At 71.2% G+C, this 13,681-nt stretch carries 13 protein-coding genes; 11 read left to right on the forward strand and 2 right to left on the reverse strand.

Annotated features, from left to right (window positions below):
- Positions 1 to 69: 69 nt before the first annotated feature.
- The 5 genes from OH807_RS13210 to OH807_RS13230 all read left to right on the forward strand — a co-directional run bounded on the left by OH807_RS13210 (position 70) and on the right by OH807_RS13230 (position 5,268).
- On the forward strand, positions 70 to 2,010 hold the full coding sequence (locus OH807_RS13210) for a helix-turn-helix domain-containing protein (RefSeq protein WP_406197916.1): 1,941 nt from the start codon (positions 70 to 72) through the stop codon (positions 2,008 to 2,010).
- Between the two features lie 204 nt (positions 2,011 to 2,214).
- Positions 2,215 to 2,985, forward strand: coding sequence for a lipoyl(octanoyl) transferase LipB (gene lipB, locus OH807_RS13215; protein ID WP_406210966.1), 771 nt, complete (start codon positions 2,215 to 2,217; stop codon positions 2,983 to 2,985).
- Positions 2,986 to 3,148: 163 nt separating this feature from the next.
- Entirely contained in the window at positions 3,149 to 4,102 is a 954-nt protein-coding gene (gene lipA / locus OH807_RS13220; protein ID WP_406197919.1) for a lipoyl synthase, read from the forward strand.
- A gap of 160 nt (positions 4,103 to 4,262) precedes the next feature.
- On the forward strand, positions 4,263 to 4,460 hold the full coding sequence (locus tag OH807_RS13225; RefSeq protein ID WP_406197922.1) for a hypothetical protein: 198 nt from the start codon (positions 4,263 to 4,265) through the stop codon (positions 4,458 to 4,460).
- Positions 4,461 to 4,578: 118 nt separating this feature from the next.
- Positions 4,579 to 5,268: a DUF4191 domain-containing protein gene (locus OH807_RS13230; protein WP_406197924.1), complete on the forward strand. Its 690-nt coding sequence runs from the start codon at positions 4,579 to 4,581 to the stop codon at positions 5,266 to 5,268.
- Positions 5,269 to 5,426: 158 nt separating this feature from the next.
- On the opposite strand, the gene OH807_RS13235 is transcribed toward OH807_RS13230, so the two are convergent.
- Positions 5,427 to 5,894 carry an RDD family protein gene (locus OH807_RS13235; RefSeq protein WP_406197926.1) on the reverse strand — a complete coding sequence of 156 codons (468 nt, stop codon included), beginning with the start codon at positions 5,892 to 5,894 and terminating at the stop codon, positions 5,427 to 5,429.
- A 272-nt stretch (positions 5,895 to 6,166) separates the two neighbouring features.
- Between OH807_RS13235 and glnA the strand changes: the two genes are divergently transcribed.
- On the forward strand, positions 6,167 to 7,579 hold the full coding sequence (glnA, locus tag OH807_RS13240) for a type I glutamate--ammonia ligase (protein ID WP_406197928.1): 1,413 nt from the start codon (positions 6,167 to 6,169) through the stop codon (positions 7,577 to 7,579).
- Between the two features lie 269 nt (positions 7,580 to 7,848).
- Here glnA and OH807_RS13245 read toward each other — a convergent pair whose 3' ends face one another.
- On the reverse strand, positions 7,849 to 8,700 hold the full coding sequence (locus tag OH807_RS13245) for a CPBP family intramembrane glutamic endopeptidase (RefSeq protein ID WP_406197930.1): 852 nt from the start codon (positions 8,698 to 8,700) through the stop codon (positions 7,849 to 7,851).
- A 637-nt stretch (positions 8,701 to 9,337) separates the two neighbouring features.
- On the opposite strand from OH807_RS13245, the gene OH807_RS13250 reads away from it, so the two are divergent.
- Genes OH807_RS13250 through OH807_RS13270 form a run of 5 tightly spaced genes read left to right on the forward strand, consistent with a single transcriptional unit; the run spans position 9,338 to position 13,678 of the window.
- Entirely contained in the window at positions 9,338 to 9,817 is a 480-nt protein-coding gene (locus OH807_RS13250) for an SRPBCC family protein (protein WP_406197933.1), read from the forward strand.
- A 55-nt stretch (positions 9,818 to 9,872) separates the two neighbouring features.
- Positions 9,873 to 11,132, forward strand: a complete 1,260-nt coding sequence (locus OH807_RS13255; protein ID WP_406197936.1) for an aspartate aminotransferase family protein — start codon at positions 9,873 to 9,875, stop codon at positions 11,130 to 11,132.
- Positions 11,133 to 11,177: 45 nt separating this feature from the next.
- On the forward strand, positions 11,178 to 12,224 hold the full coding sequence (locus OH807_RS13260; RefSeq protein ID WP_406197938.1) for an SDR family oxidoreductase: 1,047 nt from the start codon (positions 11,178 to 11,180) through the stop codon (positions 12,222 to 12,224).
- 24 nt (positions 12,225 to 12,248) lie between these two features.
- On the forward strand, positions 12,249 to 12,704 hold the full coding sequence (locus OH807_RS13265) for a hypothetical protein (protein WP_406197941.1): 456 nt from the start codon (positions 12,249 to 12,251) through the stop codon (positions 12,702 to 12,704).
- Complete coding sequence (locus OH807_RS13270; RefSeq protein WP_406197944.1) at positions 12,701 to 13,678, forward strand: bifunctional lysylphosphatidylglycerol flippase/synthetase MprF; 978 nt, start codon at positions 12,701 to 12,703, stop codon at positions 13,676 to 13,678. The genes OH807_RS13265 and OH807_RS13270 overlap by 4 nt, the downstream gene beginning before the upstream one ends.
- Positions 13,679 to 13,681 lie beyond the last annotated feature (3 nt).

Genomic DNA, 13,681 nt, shown 5'->3' on the forward strand with positions numbered 1-13,681 from the left:
GGCGCCGGGCCGTGGCGCGTCTGGCGTACCATCGCGCTTCCCGTTCACAGCCGATTGGCGGCCCGCACCATGAACGACCCGCACACCAGCTCGGCCCCGGCCCTGCGGCGGCTGCTCGATCTGCTCGCCTCCGGCGCGGCCACCGAGGACTTCGCCGACGTGCTGGCCGAGGCCCGCCGCCGGGGGGCGCCGGAGGCCGTGCTGAGCGAGATCGACGGCGCCACCTGGCAGGCGCTGCGGGTGCACCGGACGCTGCGTCAGCACCGCCGCCGCGAGGCCGAGCTGACCGCGCTGTTCGACACCGCCGGGGACCTCGCCGCCTCCCGGGAGCTCGACACCGTGCTGCAGGCGATCGTCCGGCGGGCCCGGATGCTGCTCGGCACCGACACCGCGTACCTGACCCTCCCGGACGAGGCCGCCGGCGACACCTACATGCGGGTCACCGACGGCTCGGTCTCCGTGCTCTTCCAGACCCTGCGGCTCAGCCTCGGTGACGGCCTCGGCGGGCTGGTCGCCCAGACCGCCCGCCCGTACGCCACCCCCGACTACCGGACGGACGAGCGCTTCCACCACACCGGCACGATCGACGCGGGGGTGCTGGACGAGGGCCTGGTCGCGATCATCGGGGTGCCGCTGCTGCTCGGCGGGCGGGTGATCGGCGTCCTGTTCGCCGCCGACCGCTCGCCGCGCGCCTTCTCCCCCGACGAGGTGGCGCTGCTCTGCACGCTGGCCGCGCACGCCGCGATCGCGCTGGACACCGCCAAGTCGCTGGCCGGCACCCGGGCCGCGCTCGCCGAGCTGAACAGCGCCAACGCCCTGATCCGGGCCCACTCCGCCGCCGTGCAGCGCGCCGAGCAGGGCCACGACCGGCTCACCGACCTGGTCCTGCGCGGCGCCGAGGTGCCGGACGTGGCCGCCGAGGTGGCCGTGCTGCTGGGCGGCGGGATAGTCGTGCTCGACACCGGCGGCGAGCCGCTGGCCGGCCGGGCCGCGCCCGCCGAGGGGCTCGCCGAGGCGGTCGCGGCGTCCCGTGCCGAGGGCCGGTCGGTGCGGCACCGCGATACCTGGGTGTGCGCGGTGCTGGCCGGCCAGGAGCCGCTGGGCGCGCTGGTGCTGCTCGGCCGGCCGGACCTCGACGACGCCGACCGGCGGCTGTTCGAGCGGGCCGGCGTGGTCACCGCGCTGCTCCTGCTGCTGCGCCGGTCGGTGGCCGAGACCGAGAACAGGGTCCGCGGCGAGCTGCTCGCCGACCTGCTCACCGCTCCCGACCGCGATCCGGCGGGCCTCACCGCACGCGGCCGCCGGCTCGGCGTGGACCTCGGCCGTCCGCACCTGGTGCTGGTCGCCGAGCCGGCCGGCGGCGCCGTCGCGCCGAACGCCACGAACGCCGCGAACGCCGCCACCGAGCGCGGCCGGCTGGCGGGCGCCGCCGGGCGGTACCTGTTCGGCTCGCGCGGCATCAGCGCCGAGCACGGCGAGAGCGTCGTCCTGCTCGTCCCGGACGACGGCTCCGCGGGCGGCACCCAGCGGGCGGCCGAGCAGGCCGCCGAGCGGCTCGCCCGGCTGGCCGGGTTCCCGGTCACGGTCGGCGCGGGCCGGGCCGCCGCCGGCCCGGTGGCACTGGCCGCCTCGTACGCCGAGGGGCTGCGCTGCGTCCGGGCGCTGCGGGTGCTCGGCCGGGCCGGGGACGGCGCCTGCGCACGGACGCTCGGCTTCCTCGGGGTGCTGCTCGGTGACGGCCACGACGTGCACGGCTTCGTCGGCGAGGTGCTCGGCCCGCTGCTCGACTACGACGCCCGGCGCGGCACCGAGCTGGTCCGCACCCTGCGTGCCTACTTCGACTGCGGCGGCAGCCTGACCCGGGCCAAGGACGAGCTGCACGTCCACGTGAACACCGTGGTGCAGCGCCTGGACCGGGTCGAGGTGCTGCTCGGACGGGACTGGAACCACCCGGAGCGCTCGCTGGAGCTCCAGCTGGCACTGCGGCTGCAACTGCTCGCGGGGGCCTGAGCGCACCGGCCCGGCGGCGGCACGGGAGCCCGGGGGAAGGCCCGCACGAACGCGCCCACGGCAGGCGGCGGCCCGCCCGGAGTGGCCGGGACCACCTCCGGACACCTGGACGACCGCTCCGGGCCGGGGCGTACAGTGGCGAGGTTGGTCTCGAACGCCTGGCAAGGAGCAGCAGCGGTGAGCGAGAACGTACGGTTCGTGCGGATGGGCCTGGGCGAGGGAGCGATCCCGTACCAGGAGGCCTGGCAGGAGCAGCAGCGGCTGCACGCACTGCGGGTCGCGGACGAGATCCCCGACACCGTGCTGCTGCTGGAGCACCCGCCCGTGTACACGATGGGCCGGCGCACCAACCCGGCCGACCTGCCGCTGGACGGCACGCCGGTGGTCGAGGTGAACCGCGGTGGCGAGATCACCTGGCACGGCCCCGGCCAGCTGGTCGGCTACCCGATCGTGAAGCTCCCCGAGCCGATGGACGTCGTCGCGTACGTGCGCCGGCTGGAGGAGGCGCTGATCCGCGCCTGCCGCGAGTTCGGCGTGGAGAGCACCCGGGTCGAGGGCCGCAGCGGCGTCTGGGTGCTGGGCGAGACCATCCCGGACGCGGTGGTGGACCCGTCGCAGGTGGTGGACATCGGCAGCCTGACCCTGCGGATGGGCCTGCCGCTCGGCATCGACCCGCGGCTGGCCGGCCCGGAGTACGCGCCGTCCAACGCCGGGCAGCGCGGCGACGACCGCAAGCTCGCCGCGATCGGCGTGCGGGTCTCGCGCGGGGTCACCATGCACGGCTTCGCGCTGAACTGCGACCCGGACATGACCTGGTTCGACCGGATCGTGCCGTGCGGCATCCGGGACGCGGGCGTCGCCTCGCTCTCCGGGGAGCTGGGCCGGGACTTCCCGGTCGGGGAGTCGCTCCCCGTGGTGGAGAAGCACCTGGCCGACGTGTTCGCCGAACTGCCGGAGCCGGCACTCAGCCGCTGAGCCCCGGGGACGCCCCGGCGGATTCCGGGCCCGGCCCGGAGGCCCCCGGGAATCTACCCGCCGGTAGCTCTGTTGCCCTGCGATTGCGGGCCGCAGGCCCTGCGGAGGCCGTACAAGCACAGGCGTACCCTGGGGGTACCCCGTCTAGTTCTAGGAGTCGCACGTGTCCGCTGTCGCACCCGACGGCAGGAAGCTTCTCCGCCTGGAGGTCCGCAACAGCGAGACCCCCATCGAGCGGAAGCCCGAGTGGATCAAGACCCGCGCGAAGATGGGCCCCGAGTACAACGCCCTCCAGTCGCTGGTGAAGAAGGAGGGGCTGCACACGGTCTGCCAGGAGGCGGGCTGCCCCAACATCTTCGAGTGCTGGGAGGACCGCGAGGCCACCTTCCTCATCGGCGGTGACCAGTGCACCCGCCGCTGCGACTTCTGCCAGATCGACACCGGCAAGCCCGCCGACTTCGACCGCGACGAGCCGCGCCGGGTCGCCGAGTCCATCGTGACGATGGACCTCAACTACGCCACCATCACCGGCGTCGCCCGCGACGACCTGGAGGACGGCGGCGCCTGGCTGTACGCCGAGACCGTGCGCCAGGTGCACGCGCTGACGGCCGCCCGCGAGAGCGGCCGCACCGGCGTCGAGCTGCTGATCCCGGACTTCAACGCCGTCCCGGAGCAGCTGGCCGAGGTCTTCTCCTCCCGCCCCGAGGTGCTGGCGCACAACGTCGAGACGGTGCCGCGGATCTTCAAGCGGATCCGCCCCGCGTTCCGCTACGAGCGCTCGCTGGACGTCATCACCCAGGCCCGCGCGGCCGGGCTGGTCACCAAGTCCAACCTGATCCTGGGCATGGGCGAGACCCGCGAGGAGGTCAGCCAGGCGCTGGCCGACCTGGTCGGGGCCGGCTGCGAGCTGATCACCATCACCCAGTACCTGCGCCCGTCGCTGCGCCACCACCCGGTGGAGCGCTGGGTGAAGCCGCACGAGTTCGTCGAGCTCCAGCAGGAGGCCGAGGAGCTCGGCTTCGCCGGGGTCATGTCCGGCCCGCTGGTGCGCTCCTCGTACCGCGCCGGGCGGCTGTACCGGCAGGCGCTGGAGCACCGCGCGAAGGCCGCGGTCTGACCGCCGGCACCCCGCGAATCACCCGAGGGCGGAGCTTCTGCTCCGCCCTTCGGGTTCTCCGGGTTCACCGGGCTTTGACTGCCGGGTCACCGACTGGTAACACGAAGTGGTGATGATGGAAGCGTTCGCATCGTTTCCGCCACGAGGGGAGCTGTTCGACATGCAGGTCCGCATGCAGGCCGGCATCCGGTCGGTGGGCACCGCGCTCCGGCTGGCCGAGAGCGTGCTGCTCGCGGGCGGCCAGCGCCAGGCCCGGCGCAACGCCTGGACGGCCGTCTGCGAGAACCGCCGCTACGCGGCCGACCGGGACGGCGACGCGCCGCCGGGGAGCCCGGCCGAACGCTCCGCACACCGGTAGCCGAGCGCATCCCCTCGGTTCCTGTACGGAGTCGCGCGGGGTCACCCGGGTCACGGTTCGGGGCGAACGGGTACCCGGGCTTGGATATCCCGTACCCACGGCACGTACCATGAGCGTTATGGCGAGGGAAACATCCGAGAACCCCGGGCGACTGAAGCAGATCCGCCTGGCTTACACCATGACCAAGAAGGTCGACACCAAGATCGGCCTGATCATCGGCGGCGTCGGCCTGCTGACCTTCGGCGTGTTCCTCGCCATCGGCTTCGCAATCGACCACCCGATCTATCTGGGCATCCTGGGCTTCATCGTGGCCTTCCTGGCCATGGCGATCGTCTTCGGGCGCCGGGCCGAGCGCGCGGCGTTCGGGCAGATGGAGGGGCAGCCGGGAGCGGTCGCGGCAGTGCTGAACAACATCAAGCGCGGCTGGAGCGCCAGCTCCACCCCGGTGGCGGTGACCCGCAACCAGGACGCGGTCTACCGCGCCGTCGGACGGGCCGGCATCGCGCTGATCGGCGAGGGCAACCCCAACCGGGTGCGTCCGCTGCTGGCGTCCGAGAAGAAGAAGATGGCCCGGGTCGTCGGTGACGTCCCGGTGCACGACATCGTGGTGGGCACCGGCGAGGGCGAGATCCCGCTCAAGAAGCTGCAGATCCACCTGATGCGTCTGCCGCGCGCCATCACCCCGGCCCAGGTCACCGAGACCAACGACCGGCTGCGCGCACTGGGCGACCTGCTCTCCAAGGCGCCGATCCCCAAGGGCCCGATGCCCAAGGGCGCCCGGATGCCCAAGGGCGGCCAGGCCCGCTGACCCACCCCCCTTCGTACGAAACGGCCCCGCCGCGGAAGCTCCGCGACGGGGCCGTTCGACGTTCCCGCCCCGGCGGGCGGCGTCCGCGGCCCGGTGACGGGCCGCGTCCGCGCTCCGGGCGGGGCGGGGATCCCCGGGGCGGCACCCCGGGGCGGGGATCAGATCCGGACCTCGACGGTGCCGACGGCCTTGTCGTGCAGACCGCGGGTGTCACGGTCCCAGACCAGCGCCGGCACCAGCAGGCAGAGCAGCACCGTGCGCAGCAGGACCTGCGGGATGGTGGCGCGGGAGCCGTCCACGCGCACCACCCGCAGACCGAACAGCCGCTTGCCGACGGTCGTCCCCGTGGTGGCGAGGAGGAGCGCGGTGACGGCGAAGAACAACGGGGTGGTCCACAGGTTGGCGGAGCCCGGGGAGCCCTGGGAGATCAGCCCGTAGGCGACCAGGGAGACCAGCCAGCCGTCGACGAACAGAGCACCGATCCGGCGACCGGGGCCCCCGACCGAGCCGGGGCCCTCCTGGGGCAGTCCGAGGCGCTCACCGCGGTACCCGAAGTCGGCACCCATCTTCTCGGCGGCCGCCCTCGGGCCGTCGATCCACGATCCCAACGCTTCTCTGGTGTCCACGAATCCACACTAACCGGGCGAACACCCGGGGCCCGCACCGCCTCCCCGCAGCACCTCCACCGAAGGGTGAATCGGGGCTCCCCGTGCTGCCCAAGTGGTCCAGACCACTTGGCCGGAACGACCCGGACAGGCGTAGCGTTTTGCCCCGGAGCGTACGGCTTTGCCGCCCGGTCGAGGGCGGCGGTTAACATTCAGGAAACGACCGGGTCACCGGTTGGAAACGGGCTGTTCCTATGGTGAGGCCCGCCCCATTCGCACGCCGAGGAGGATGGATGTTCAACAACGCCGCCGAAGTGAAGCAGTTCATTCAGGACAACGATGTGAAGTTCATCGACGTTCGGTTCTGCGACCTCCCGGGCGTCATGCAGCACTTCTCCGTGCCCGCGGCGACCTTCGACCCGTCCGAGACGCTGATGTTCGACGGCTCGTCGATCCGCGGCTTCCAGGCCATCCACGAGTCCGACATGGCACTCGTCCCCGACCTGGCCACGGCCCGGCTCGACCCCTTCCGCAAGGAAAAGCACCTCAACATCAACTTCTTCATCCAGGACCCGGTCACCGGCGAGGCCTACAGCCGCGACCCGCGCAACGTCGCCAAGAAGGCGGAGGCCTACCTCGCCTCCTCCGGCATCGCCGACACCGCGTTCTTCGGCCCCGAGGCCGAGTTCTACGTGTTCGACTCGGTCCGCTTCGACACCGGCGCCAACGCGTCGTACTACCACATCGACTCCGAGGCCGGCGCCTGGAACAGCGGCTCGGCCGAGGGCGACGCCCGCGGCTACAAGGTCAAGTACAAGGGCGGGTACTTCCCGATCCCGCCGGTCGACCACTTCGCCGACCTGCGCGCCGAGATGTCCCTGGAGCTGGCCGCGTCCGGGCTGGAGGTCGAGCGCCAGCACCACGAGGTCGGCACCGCCGGCCAGGCCGAGATCAACTACAAGTTCAACACCCTGCTGCATGCCGCCGACGACCTGATGCTGTTCAAGTACATCATCAAGAACGTCGCCTGGCGCAACGGCAAGACCGCCACCTTCATGCCGAAGCCGATCTTCGGCGACAACGGCTCGGGCATGCACGTCCACCAGTCGCTGTGGACCGAGGGCTCGCCGCTCTTCTACGACGAGCAGGGCTACGCCGGGCTCTCCGACACCGCCCGCTACTACATCGGCGGCCTGCTCAAGCACGCCCCCTCGCTGCTGGCCTTCACCAACCCGTCGGTCAACTCCTACCACCGGCTCGTCCCGGGCTTCGAGGCGCCGGTCAACCTGGTGTACTCGCAGCGCAACCGCTCGGCCGCGATCCGCATCCCGATCACCGGCTCCAACGCCAAGGCCAAGCGCATCGAGTTCCGCGCGCCGGACCCGTCGTCCAACCCGTACCTGGCCTTCGCCGCGATGCTGATGGCCGGCCTCGACGGCATCAAGAACAAGATCGAGCCGCTGGAGCCGGTCGACAAGGACCTCTACGAGCTCGCCCCCGAGGAGCACGCCAACGTGCCCCAGGTGCCGTCCTCGCTGCCGGCCGTCCTGGAGGCGCTGGAGGCCGACCACGAGTACCTGCTCGCGGGCAACGTCTTCACGCCCGACCTGATCGAGACCTGGATCGACTTCAAGCGCACCAACGAGATCGCCCCGATCGCACTGCGCCCGCACCCGCACGAGTTCGAGCTCTACTACGACCTGTAGAAGCTCCTTCGAGCTGCCGAAACGCAGGTCGATCTCTCATCGTTTCCGCAGGTCAGCACCTCGCTGACCTGCGGAAACGTTGTGCGGCCCAGTCGTGTCGAAACCCACGGGCAGGGCTCGTAGCGGGGGCGAGGACGGTCCGGGCGTCACCACTGCGGACCACCTCGTGGCCGTCGGCCGGCACCGGGCCGTCGCAGCCGGGCGGCAACAGGACGTGCTCGCGCACCCGGCCGAGCACGCAGGCGACGGCGCGGAACCTGCGAGAACGCTCAGACCGATCCCGCCGCAGACGGGTTCGGGCCGGTCACCGGCTCGTAGTGGGCCGGCAGTACGGGCTCGATCTTGTGGCGCTTGACGAACAGCACCACGATGAGGGCGATCTGGAGGAGGAGGATGAGGAGCATTCCCACGGACGCCTGGGGCTTGTCGCCCACGAGGTTGGAGATCAGGCTGGTGTCCCAGAGGCCGTGGACGAGCATCGGGAGCAGGATGATGCCGCCGACCCGCAGGCACAGGTAGAAGAAGTAGCCCGAGGTGGAGACGATGAGGGCTTGGAGGAGGGCCTGCGCTCCCTCGCCGAAGGCGTTGCTGACGTGCACGAGGCCGAAGACCAGTGAGGAGTAGAGGGCGACCTTGCCCTCGGTGAGTCCGGCCCGGCGGAAGACGTGGACGCCGATGCCACGGAACATCAGCTCCTCGCCGACGCCGACGAACAGGCCGAGCACGAGGAGGCACGCCACCAGGGAGAGGCTCTGGTCGGCAAGGTGACCGTAGTTGATCCCGACCAGCGCGACGGTGAGCATCGAGATCGGCACCCAGCGCACCCAGCGCCGCACGGGTGCACGGTAGTGGAGGACCTCCCCCCACCAGCCGAGCCAGGTGACGACGGCTGCCGCGAACACGATGGACGCCCCGATGGGGATCAGTGCGTTGCGCACCAGGGACTCGGTGGTGGGGAACTGGCTGTCGGAGTAGCTGGTGTCCACCCCGATCAGTGCTCCCAGGCCCTGGATGACGGCCGCGTACACGACCACCACCACCAGGAACCACTGCCATGTCAGCCTGCGCCCCGGTCGACTGTCCTGTGTGAGTTCGGCTCCGTCACGCACCGGCTGCCCCATTTCGTCTGATGGTCGGGATCCTCGCCCTTCCGGGTGGGCCGGCCGACCACGGCGGGTTTCCCGTAGATCTTCTCATGCTATTTAGGTGGAAAAGCCCCCTAAAGCACTCATAGGCGGACGCTCCCGCCTCCGGGCGGCGGCGCCCCGCCTCGGAGGGCCTCACCCGCTTCCCTCGCCGGGCAGACCGGGAGTGACTGCGTGGCGGCCCGGGGCGGCGCCGCTCCGGGCAGGCGCGGTCGACGGATCTCGGCCCGGTCCGCCACGGGAGTCACCCTCGCCTCGTGGCCCCCAACGGTGACCGGGGGCGATCGGACGGCCGCGGGAAGGGTCGGTTTACTCCGGTGGGTCCCGTTTCCTCCGCCGCTCAGCGACCGCAATTCACCCGCCGCCGCGGGCATTAGCGCCGACCGGCGGTTCCCGTATGTTGGCGGAATAGTCCCTTGATCAAGGTCTCCGCGGTTGGCATCGTGATCTCCGCCGCAGCGGCCCGGCCGCCCTTACCCCGGCTTCGGGGCAACAACTCACGCAGTGCATCCGGCTTTTTTTGCAGAACCGGCCACAACGGCAGTGACTCACGAGTAACATCCGATTGTTTCCGTTTCGAGAACGACACCTCCCGCATGTGTTTGGAGCGTCGATGAACCACGCACCGCGCGTCGAAGAAAAAATTCTCGTCATGGCTTCCGCGGAGTCCGTCTACCGCGCGGTGAGCAATGTCCGGCGTATGGGCGAGTGGAGCCCGGAATGCGTGGGCGTGTGGTCCCGGAGCCGGCGGTTCGAGGCGGGGACGCGGTTCATCGGGTGGAACCGCCGGCGACTGTGGCTCTGGTTCACCTCCTGCACCGTCGTACGCGCCGAGGACGCCCGCGACTTCGCGTTCACGGTGAGCACGTTCGGCATGCCGGTGGCCCTGTGGGGCTACCGCTTCGAGCACCAGGACGACGGCTGCCTGGTGACCGAGTACTGGGAGGACCTGCGATCCGGTCGCAGCGCCCCCGTCGCCAAACTCCTCGGCCTGGTCTTCACGGGCACCCCGCCCGAGGGCCGCCCCGCGGCCAACCGGAAGGGCATGCGCACCACGCTGACCAGGCTCAAAGCCGCGGTGGAGCGGGCATGAGTTCCCGTTCGTGCACGGCGAACAACGAGCCGCCTCCCCGGAGAAGGGTTCCGAAATGAGTACATCCGCGAGCGACGACAGCATTTCCACCGATGAAGCGATCGCCCTGCACCGCGCCCATCTGAGCAAGGGGCGCAGTCAACTCGCCGCGATGTTCGGCAGTCTCGTCGAGCAGTCCGCGTCGGGCTCGCGCGTCATCACCACCGACGGCCAGGAGTTCCTCAACTGCGGCGGCTACGGAGTGTTCTTCACCGGAGCCGGGCACCCGCGTATCGTCACGGCGGTACAACGGCAGGCGGAAAAGCAGGCCCTTTCCACGCGTCTTTTCCTCGACCCCGTCGTCGGACTCGCCGCCCGGGCGCTGACCTCGGTCGCACCGGCCGGGCTCGACCGGGTCCACTTCTCCGGATCCGGCACCGAGGCCACGGAGACGGCCATCAAGCTGGCCAGGGCCCACGGGAAGCGCCGCCTGATCTCGATGGAGAACGGCTACCACGGCAAGACCATCGGAGCCCTCTCCCTGACCGCGAAGTCCTTCTACCAGGATCCGTTCCGGCCGCTGCTGCCCCACGTCGAGCACGTCCCCTTCGGTGACACCGCGGCGCTGGCCGCCGTCCTCGGGTCGGGCGACGGCGAAGCCTGCGTCGTGGTCGAACCCGTCCAGAGCGAGGCCGGCGTGATCGTGCCGCCACCCGGCTACCTCAAGGAAGTGGCGGCCCTGTGCCGGGCGCACAACGCCTTCCTGGTGGTCGACGAGGTGATGACCGGGCTGGGACGGCTGGGCGCCTGGTGGGGCTGCGATCTCGCGGAGGTCCGGCCGGACGTCCTGCTGGTCGGGAAGGCCCTGTCGGGGGGCGTCGTCCCGGTGTCGGCCACGCTGGCCACCGCGGAGGCGTTCGCGCCCTTCGACTCCGACCCCTTCCTGCACACGTCCACCTACTCGGGGGCGCCGATCGCGATGGCCGCCGCACGCGCCACCGTCGAGGTGATCCGCGACGAGCAGCTGACCGAGCGGGCCGCCGGGACGGGCGCCCGGCTGCTGGCCGCCCTGCGCGCCATCGCCGCCGACCGGGCCCCGCACCTGGTCCGCGAGGTGCGCGGCGTCGGCCTGCTCATCGGAGTCGAACTCGTCGACGCCAGCCAGGCCGGGGAGCTGCTGCTGGAGCTGGTCGAGCGTCACGTGGTGGTCAACCACTCGCTCAACGCGCACCCGGTGGTGCGCTTCACCCCGCCCGCCGTCATCACCCCCGACGAGGAGACCCAGCTGCTGGAAGCAGTGGACGGGGCGCTGACGGCCATGGCGAAGAAGTTCTGAGACCCCTCCGCCCGGTCAACCCGACAGCTTCGGAAGGCCACGCACATGGCAACGTCAGGCAAGACCGTCCTGCTCACCGGTGGCTCCGGAGTGCTCGGCACCGCGCTCGCACCGCAGTTGAGGCACCACCGCGTCATCGCCCTGGCCCACCGGAAAGCTCCCCCGGGCTGCGACGAGGTGGTGCACGGCGACGTCTCCCGGCCGCTGCTGGGACTGGACGAAACCACCTACCGCAGGCTCTGCGCGGAGGTGGACGTCGTGATCCACGCCGCGGGCATGGTGAAGTTCAGCAGCACCGCGGAGGAGATGGAAACCCTCAACGTGCAGGGCGCGCGCGGGATGTCGCAGTTCGCCCTCGACGCGGACGCCCTTCTGATCCACGTCAGCACGGCCTACGTCGCACGGGCGGAGGAGATCCGGGCGGCGGGCGGCGAGCAGGCCGGCCGGGCCGGGAGCAGTCCGTCGCTGTACGTGACGTCCAAGGTCGCCGGCGAGAAGATCGTCCGCGAGAGCGGCGCGCAGGCCGTGATCGTGCGGCCGTCGATCATCATCGGGGACTCCGTCACCGGGGAGATATCCGAGACGCAGGGGCTGCACACCTTCGCCCACAACGTCCTGCGCAACCGGCTGCCCTTCGTCCCCAGCGACCCCACCGGCTACGTCGACTTCGTCCCTCAGGACCTGGTGGCCCGGGCGATCGTGACGCTGCTGGACCGGGACGTCCGGGCGGGCGAGTACTGGATCAGCAGCGGGCCCCACGCGCTCACCTCCAGCCGGCTGACCGAGGTGATCATCGAAGAGGCCGCCGCCCAGGGCATCACGGTCAACCCCCTCCGGGTGCTCGCCCCGGACATCGTGGAACGCCTGGTGCGCCCCGCGTTCTTCGACGTGGTGCCCGACTGGGCGAAGACCCGGCTCGACCGGCTGCTGGACATGAGCGCCGTCCTCTTCCACGAGCACCCGATCCCCAGTTCGCTGACCGAGATCCCCGGCTGCGAGTCCGGGGCGGACGTCGAGGCCAGTGAGAAGGCGTGGCGGGCCTCGATCCGCCACCTGATCCGGACCCGGTACGACGTCTACGCCACGGCCTGACCGCCCGAGCACTGGAAGGAAACCATGAGCGCGGAGCAAGCCTTCGGACACCGGCAGAACTACCGCACCACGCGGGCGGAGTACCTCGGCGCCTTCGCCGTGGCCGCCGTCGCCTTCCTCTGGCACCTGGGCGAGGTGCGCTGGGGACCGGCGATCCTGCTGTTCGCCTACATCGACCTCATCGGCTACATCCCGGGCCTGATCGCCTACACCCGGTCCAGGGACGGGCGGATCCACCCGGTGTTCCACGTCCTGTACAACGTCATGCACACCTGGCTGGCCGCCGGCGTGGTGATCCTGCTGTGGGCCTGGCTGGTGGGTCCGGAGTGGGCCCTGCTGGTCGTCCCGCTGCACCTGTTCGGCGACCGCGGCCTGCTGGGCAACTACGCCAAGCCGGTCAGCGAGCCCTTCGAGCACTTCGAGACCGGCCGGCAGAAGGCCTTCCGCGCCGCACGGCAGGTGGAGGTGCCCGCCGTATGACGGCCACGACGCCGGACGCGCTGGAGAGCATCGCCGCGTACGCCGACCACCCCAGCGGGTTCCTCGCCTACAACGACGGTGTCGAGCACTTCACCTCCGCGTCCGTGCCGGGCGTCATCGCCTACCGGCGGCGCGGGGGCACCGTGTTCACCTTCGGCGGGCCGTTCGCGCCGGCCGAGCACCGCAGCGCGCTGCTGGCCGAGTTCCAGCAGCGGGTCGTCGGCGGCCGGCAGCGCCTGGTGGCCGCACAGGTCCGGGCCGCGGACCTGGACGTGTTCGCCGGACGGGGCTGGACGGTCAACCAGCTGGGCAGCTCCTACAGCATCGACCTGGCCCGCTTCTCGCTGAAGGGCCGGGCGCTGGCCAAGATCCGGCAGAACATGGCCCGGGCCGGACGGGAAGGGGTCACCGTCCGCGAGGTGTCGGCCGCCGACCCGCCGCCGGAACTGGACGAGATAGACCGCAGATGGCTGCGCGACAAGGGCTGGCACGTCAAACGGATGACCTTCCTGGTGGGCGAACGCACCGGCCGGGGCATCCCGCACCGGCGGCTGTTCGTGGCCGAGCGGAACGGGGCCGTGATCGGCTACGTCTCCTACTCGCCGTCGTACGGCAGCCGCCCCGGCTGGCTGTACGACCTGACCAGACGCACCCCGCAGGCCTCGGTCGGCACGATCGAGCTGCTCAACTTCACCGCCCTGCGGACATTCGCCGAGGAAGGAGCCGAGTGGCTCCACCTGGGGCTGACCCCGTTCGCGGGGCTCGGTACCGAAGCCGCCGACGCCAGCCCGCTGCTCACCCGCACGGTGCGGCTGATCGGCGAACGGGGCGCGTTCGTCTACCCGGCCCGGTCCCAGCAGGCGTTCAAGCTCAAATGGGCGCCGCAGGTGATCGAACCCGAGTACGTGGCCTTCAGGGGCGGCCCCCGGCCGTCCTCCCTCTGGCAGCTGTTCCGCATCACCAACGCCATCTGACCG

This window comes from Kitasatospora sp. NBC_01560 (assembly GCF_045208415.1).
Classification (GTDB): Bacteria; Actinomycetota; Actinomycetes; order Streptomycetales; family Streptomycetaceae; genus Kitasatospora.

What these genes read in the sequence shown, in the direction of transcription:
- OH807_RS13265 (WP_406197941.1), top strand. Translation starts at nt 12,249, where the DNA reads ATGAGCGCGGAGCAAGCCTTCGGACACCGGCAGAACTACCGCACCACG.
- OH807_RS13255 (WP_406197936.1), top strand. Translation starts at nt 9,873, where the DNA reads ATGAGTACATCCGCGAGCGACGACAGCATTTCCACCGATGAAGCGATC.
- OH807_RS13270 (WP_406197944.1), top strand. Translation starts at nt 12,701, where the DNA reads ATGACGGCCACGACGCCGGACGCGCTGGAGAGCATCGCCGCGTACGCC.
- OH807_RS13230 (WP_406197924.1), top strand. Translation starts at nt 4,579, where the DNA reads ATGGCGAGGGAAACATCCGAGAACCCCGGGCGACTGAAGCAGATCCGC.
- OH807_RS13245 (WP_406197930.1), bottom strand. Translation starts at nt 8,700, where the DNA reads ATGGGGCAGCCGGTGCGTGACGGAGCCGAACTCACACAGGACAGTCGA.
- OH807_RS13225 (WP_406197922.1), top strand. Translation starts at nt 4,263, where the DNA reads ATGCAGGTCCGCATGCAGGCCGGCATCCGGTCGGTGGGCACCGCGCTC.
- lipB (WP_406210966.1), top strand. Translation starts at nt 2,215, where the DNA reads ATGGGCCTGGGCGAGGGAGCGATCCCGTACCAGGAGGCCTGGCAGGAG.
- OH807_RS13250 (WP_406197933.1), top strand. Translation starts at nt 9,338, where the DNA reads ATGAACCACGCACCGCGCGTCGAAGAAAAAATTCTCGTCATGGCTTCC.
- OH807_RS13260 (WP_406197938.1), top strand. Translation starts at nt 11,178, where the DNA reads ATGGCAACGTCAGGCAAGACCGTCCTGCTCACCGGTGGCTCCGGAGTG.
- OH807_RS13210 (WP_406197916.1), top strand. Translation starts at nt 70, where the DNA reads ATGAACGACCCGCACACCAGCTCGGCCCCGGCCCTGCGGCGGCTGCTC.
- glnA (WP_406197928.1), top strand. Translation starts at nt 6,167, where the DNA reads ATGTTCAACAACGCCGCCGAAGTGAAGCAGTTCATTCAGGACAACGAT.